We start from the raw sequence: 6,165 nt of genomic DNA on the forward strand, positions 1-6,165 counted from the left end.
GTATATTAATCGGAACATTAATATGCTATTCAATTTATTTTATGTTTTTCTATCTGTTCCCTACTCATTTTTCAAATTCAGATGTACGCTTCGCTTCACTTGTCGTTGAAGCCATTACATTTGTATCACTGATTTACTCTATATATTCTAAGAAAGTCAGTTCAAATCCGTTTTGGATATGTATTACAATAGCAATTGGTAGTTTTTTATTAGGAAAAATAGTATATACATATCAAGATAGCTTCTTCGAAATTCCAATACATCGTTTTACGGTTTCTGATGTATTTTACATGTTTTTTCTATTTTTCTGTCTTATCGCTTTCTGCTATAAAATCTTAAAGGAATGCAATAAATGGGAAAAAGCGTTCTTTATTTGTGATATATGCATAGTGCTTACTTCCATATTCACATTAGAATGGTATTTATTTAATCAACCAAATTTAAATATATTCGCTCTTTCACTAGGAGATGTTTTCCTTTCATTTTTATACCCAATTGCAGATTTATTATTTCTACTGCTAGGTGTTAGTCTCTTTTTCCGTCCAACAATTTTTAATTCCAAACGGAAAATTTATATCTTTATTTTTGTATTAATAAGTTCTGCAACTTTTAACTATATTTATTTTTACTTAAATAACCACTTATCAACTGAAACTATAATATTATTACGTCTTTTATATAGAATACCTATATTACTTATTGCAATAGCTGGCTCTATTTCAGAAGATCATAATAGCCATAAAAATTATTTCCTTGTAAACCCTATAATAGGAAAAAAAGCTTTAGTTGTATTTCCTTATCTTGCTGTTGCAATACTAATCGGGTTTACATTAAAAGAACAAACATCCTCTTCAACTCTCATTACAGGAAATTGTATTACTTTTATTTTCGTACTCATTCGTCATTCTATCGTACGTATGCAAAACAATTCCTTAACAAAACGTTTGCAGGCATTTAATGCCCAACTAGAAGAAAAAGTTACTTTACGGACGTCTGATTTAGTTCATAAATCAGAGGCTCTTTCTCAAAAACAGCAAAAGTTTAAATCATTATATGAATATCATCCTGACCCTATCTTCACCATTGATTTAAATGGAATATTCTTAAATGTAAATAAGGCTGGGAGTGTACTACTTGGGGCACCAACGGATGAGTTACTAGGTGAAACTTGTTTTTCGATCATTTTAGATGAAGATAAGCATAAGCTAGCATTGGCATTAGAAAAAGTGAAACAACAAGAATCGGCATTCTTACAACTTAGTTCTCAATATAAAGATGGCTTTACTTATTTTTTATACGTTACAATCATTCCTATTATAATAGACGGACAAATTTCAGGAAGCTATATTATGGTGAAAGATATTACTGCACTAAAAAAACAGCAAGAAGAAATAAAATATTTAGCATTCCATGACACTGTAACGAAAATTGGGAACCGTGCCTTTTTCCATAAGAAATTAAAGAGAGTTATAAAAAATGCTAAAATAACAGAAAGCGAGTTTGCATTATTATATTTAGATTTAGATCGCTTTAAAGCAATTAACGATACACTTGGACATTCATCAGGAGATTACATATTAGAAGAAGTAGCAAAGCGATTCCAATCATGTCTTCCATCACATACTCATCTTTCAAGAATCGGTGGCGATGAATTTACAATCATAATTGAAAACTATACTGACGAAGATTACTTATTCCAATTATGTAACCAATTATTTGAATGCATGAAAAAGTCATTTATCATACATGAGCATAAATTAACTTTATCACTGAGTATCGGCATCGCTATTTATCCACATTCCGGAATCGATACCGCTACACTTCTGAAAAACGCTAATGTTGCAATGTATGATGCAAAAGCAAAAGAGCTTAACTCTGTCTCTATTTATGACGATGTAATCGCTAAAAAAATTGAAAGACGATTACGATTAGAAAAAGATTTACCAAACGCACTACAAAATGAAGAATTGTTCCTTTTGTATCAACCTCAAGTTGATAGTGAATCTAATAAAATTATCGGTGCAGAAGCTTTAATTAGGTGGAATCATCCTGAATTAGGTATTATTTCTCCATACGAGTTTATTCCGATTGCAGAAGAAACACTACAAATTATTTCAATAGGAAAATGGACATTAGAGCAGGCTTGCAAGCAAATGAAACGTTGGCACGCACTCGGATATTCACATTTAAAAATAGGTGTAAATTTATCTGCTAAAGAATTTGAACAAGAGGATTTTGTAAAGTCTATTTCTTCTACTTTAACAAATACAGGTTTACCAGCAAGCTCTCTTGATCTTGAATTAACAGAGCGAATTGCAATGATGGATGAGCGAGAAACATTGATAAAACTGCGTACACTAAAAAGTTTAGGGATTCACATTTCTATCGACGATTTTGGTACAGGTTATTCTTCGCTAGCCTACTTACCTTTGTATCCAATTGATACGTTAAAAATCCCGAGAGAATTTATTACAATGTCTGAAACATGTGATGATGGAATGGAAATTATTAAAACGATCATCACATTAGCAAATACATTAGGAATGTCTGTCATTGCTGAAGGTGTAGAAACGAAAGAGCACGTAAATTTCCTTCAAAAAAATAAATGTCAGTTTATTCAAGGTTATTATTACAGTAAACCTATTCATATTCATGCATTTACTGAGCTATTAGAAAACGGCATTCACCGATAGTACATAACTAATTAGAATAAATAATAATGAATTTGAACAAATATAGTAAAAAGGAAAGAAGATACCTTCTTTCCTTTTGTTTTTCTATTTACATTTCTATTACTCCACCACTTCATTTATTATATCTATTATTTGATGAATTCCCTCATCATTTGTTTTCTTATATCCATTCATGTTTTGAATATATTTCTCCTTATTTGTATACAACTTATTTACTGCATATATAAATGTATTCGTACTTACTCTGTCTTGGAGTATAACTTCCGCATATCCTTGCCGTGAAAAATATTCAGCATTTAAAACTTGATCTCCCCTGCTGGAACTGTTAGTTAACGGGATAAGCAACATCGGTTTCTTCAAAAATAACAATTCAGAAATAGCAGTAGAACCCGCTCTGGAAACTACAACACTTGCCATATTTAGTATATGCGGCAACTCGTCGCCTATATATTCAAATTGCATATACCCCTCCATGCCAATAGATGGGTCTACCTTCCCTTTACCACATATATGAATAATATTAAAGTTTAATAGTATTGTATCTAAACATTCCCTTACCATATCATTTATCCACTTAGCACCTTGACTCCCACCCATAATTAATAATACTGGTTTATCTTGCTGAAATTCACAATATCTTCTTCCTCGTAATACGTTACCCTTCTCAATTTCTTCCCTTACAATTGGTCCTACATAAACCTTCTTCTCATTACTTACATTTTCTCCTGTCTGAGGAAATGTTGTGCATAGCTTTGTAGCAAAAGGTAATGCTATTTTATTGGCAAGTCCTAATGTGCTATCTGGTTCACGTATAATTATAGGCACACGATTTAACCATGCTCCTATAGCTACAGGAACTGAAACAAATCCTCCTGCTGAAAAGATAACGTCAGGCTTTGTTTTCTTAATTAATTTATAACTTTGTAAACAACCTCGTATAATTTTAAAAGGATCTTTAAAATTTTCCCAATCCCAATATCTCCTAAGCTTGCCCGTTGAAACACTATTGTATTTAACATTTTGCACTAATGATTTTTCAATTCCATTTTTGGATCCAATATACTCGACTCTCCAGCCTTTCTCTATAAATTTAGGAATTAATACAATATTAATCATAACGTGTCCGGCTGTACCGCCCCCAGTAAAAAGAATCGTTTTGCTCATAACTTATACCCACCTTTATTATTAAAAATCTAGCTTTATATTTACCTTTTAAATGTAAATAAAATTATTATTTTTTATATAAATCTTTAACTCCACCTCTATATCTTGTAAAAGATCTTTAATGAGTTCATAAAAATCATTTCCATACTCACTACACTCGTATTGAGCAAAGATTTGAATCACATATCTAGTTTTCGTCTCTAATGCTGACTTTATTTGTTTAACCCTTTTTTCTTCTACATACGCTTGATATTTATGTATTGCCTCATAAAGACGCAATACATGCGCTTCTTCATCTCTCCAATCCAACGCATCAACAATTGAAAGAAATAGCGTATTTTGATTATCTATTATTTCATAATCATTCATATATTTCTTACACCCTTTTTTGTTTTTCATTGCATGCAGATGTCACTACACTTCGCATACTCAAGTACATCTTTTAATGATTGATGAAATTCAATTTCTGGGATCCAACCTAACCTTTTTATTTCCTCTATTGCTAAACTCTCATTTGAGTCGCTCCCACTTTTCTCTGTTTCCTCTATAAAAAAATTTAGCTGTGTTAATTCTTTATATTGTTCTAGTACATTTAACAAAGATCGTTTTACTCCTGATCCGATATTATATTGTTTTCCATTTATTCCATCTCGTAATAACACATGATACGCTTTGACCGCATCACGTACATCTAGAAAATCTCTACTATCTTTCAAACTGTTTACTTCGATAATAGCTTTACTTCTACCTGATTCTATATCTATCATTTTCTTTGCGAGAATCGAACAAATGCCATTCGATACCCCTGGACCAATTAAATTTGAGGGCTTTGCAATGATAATATTTGAATCCATTAATCCTCCCCAAGCCTCTGCAATAATAACTTGCATCGTTTTACTTAAACTATATGGATTTGAAATTTTTATTTCGTTCATACTATCTGCTTGCAAAGCAGATCCTATAACTAATGTTCTACAATGCGAGGCTTCTTGCTTAATTGCTTCTAATAAATATAATGTTCCTATTACATTAACCTCTATATATTCAAGGGCAGCTGTCCAAGATTCTATAACCGAATTCCTTCCTGCTAAATGCAATACGTAGTCTGGCTTTATTTGTTTCATTACCTTCATTACTTCGCTCTTATTAGTTAAATTACAAGTAATACCATTTCTAATTTTTTCTCCATATGCACGATTTTGAAACATAGGAATTACATGAAAGCCCTGCTGTAAAAAATAGTGGCAAGCATGGCGTCCTGTGAAACCATTTGCACCAGTTATTAAAAGGCTCGCATTTTTTTTCATCGCAAAAACCCTCCTTTTAATAGCATTTGTTTCACCTCATGTTTTCCAAGTAAGTCTTGTTGAGAACTAAAACTCTTCACATCCACTAGCGGATAGCTAGAATAATATTCTTGAAGTCCTTCTATAGGAATAGTCGGTAGTACCACAAAATAATTTTGATCAAAACTTATACTTGTTTTACTCTCTACCTCAGATAGAAGCATTTCACTTAATTTTTCACCCGGTCTTATCCCTACCTCTTTTACCTTAACTTTTTCTTTTCCGGAATATTCAATTAATACTTCTGCTAAATCTGTTATTTTACATGCCGGCATTTTCATAACAAAAATTTCCCCGCCTCTACCTTGAGATACGGCTTTAAATAACAACCCAACAGCATCTTCAACTGTTAAGAAAAATCTAGTCATATTCGCATCGGTAATCCCTACTTCTGAAGATTTTTTAATTTGTTGTTTAAAAAGTGGTACTACACTTCCACTCGTTCCTAAAACATTTCCACCACGAACACAAATGAATTTTGTTTTCTTCGTTTGTATATTCGCATGAACCATTAATTTTTCACCAATTGCTTTTGTCATCCCATACGTATTTGATGGATCAGCTGCTTTATCCGTTGAAACATATATAACTTTTTCAACTTGCATCTGTATAGAGGCTTCAATTACATTTTGCGTACCATGTATATTGGTTTTTATAGCTTCATAAGGATAATACTCACATACTGGAACATGTTTTAAAGCTGCAAGATGGAACACATAATGTACACCTTGGCAAGCATAGACTAGTCGATCTTTATCACGAATATCTCCAATAATAAATTTTAACCTATCATCATTTATAAACTGTTGCTGCATTTCAAACTGAACCGTTTCATTTCTTGAAAAAATTCTAATTTCTTTCGGTGATTTTTCTAATAGTTGTTTTATAAGTTCATGCCCCCACGAACCTGTACCACCAGTAATTAAAATTATTTTATTTAACATTCTTCTTCCTCCTACGAA

The 6,165-nt window shown here is 31.9% G+C and carries 5 protein-coding genes; 1 reads left to right on the forward strand and 4 read right to left on the reverse strand.

What is annotated here, in order from left to right; translation table 11 throughout:
• The first annotated feature begins 2 nt into the window (after window positions 1–2).
• Entirely contained in the window at window positions 3–2,693 is a 2,691-nt protein-coding gene (locus ACQGSG_RS25595; protein WP_426948310.1) for a putative bifunctional diguanylate cyclase/phosphodiesterase, read from the forward strand.
• A 99-nt stretch (window positions 2,694–2,792) separates the two neighbouring features.
• On the opposite strand, the gene ACQGSG_RS25600 is transcribed toward ACQGSG_RS25595, so the two are convergent.
• Genes ACQGSG_RS25600 through ACQGSG_RS25615 form a run of 4 tightly spaced genes read right to left on the reverse strand, consistent with a single transcriptional unit; the run spans window position 2,793 to window position 6,147 of the window.
• On the reverse strand, window positions 2,793–3,857 hold the full coding sequence (locus ACQGSG_RS25600; RefSeq protein ID WP_000047556.1) for an undecaprenyldiphospho-muramoylpentapeptide beta-N-acetylglucosaminyltransferase: 1,065 nt from the start codon (window positions 3,855–3,857) through the stop codon (window positions 2,793–2,795).
• A 48-nt stretch (window positions 3,858–3,905) separates the two neighbouring features.
• Complete coding sequence (locus ACQGSG_RS25605; protein WP_002103505.1) at window positions 3,906–4,256, reverse strand: DUF6572 domain-containing protein; 351 nt, start codon at window positions 4,254–4,256, stop codon at window positions 3,906–3,908.
• Window positions 4,253–5,164 (reverse strand): NAD-dependent epimerase/dehydratase family protein, encoded by a 912-nt coding sequence (locus ACQGSG_RS25610; RefSeq protein ID WP_000739085.1) that lies wholly within the window; start codon window positions 5,162–5,164, stop codon window positions 4,253–4,255. Before ACQGSG_RS25610 ends, ACQGSG_RS25605 begins: the two co-directional genes overlap by 4 nt.
• Window positions 5,161–6,147, reverse strand: coding sequence for a UDP-N-acetylglucosamine 4,6-dehydratase family protein (locus ACQGSG_RS25615; protein WP_325843034.1), 987 nt, complete (start codon window positions 6,145–6,147; stop codon window positions 5,161–5,163). Before ACQGSG_RS25615 ends, ACQGSG_RS25610 begins: the two co-directional genes overlap by 4 nt.
• Between the last annotated feature and the right edge of the window lie 18 nt (window positions 6,148–6,165).

This window comes from Bacillus sp. GMa5/1 (assembly GCF_050172015.1).
Taxonomy (GTDB): Bacteria; Bacillota; Bacilli; order Bacillales; family Bacillaceae_G; genus Bacillus_A; species Bacillus_A cereus.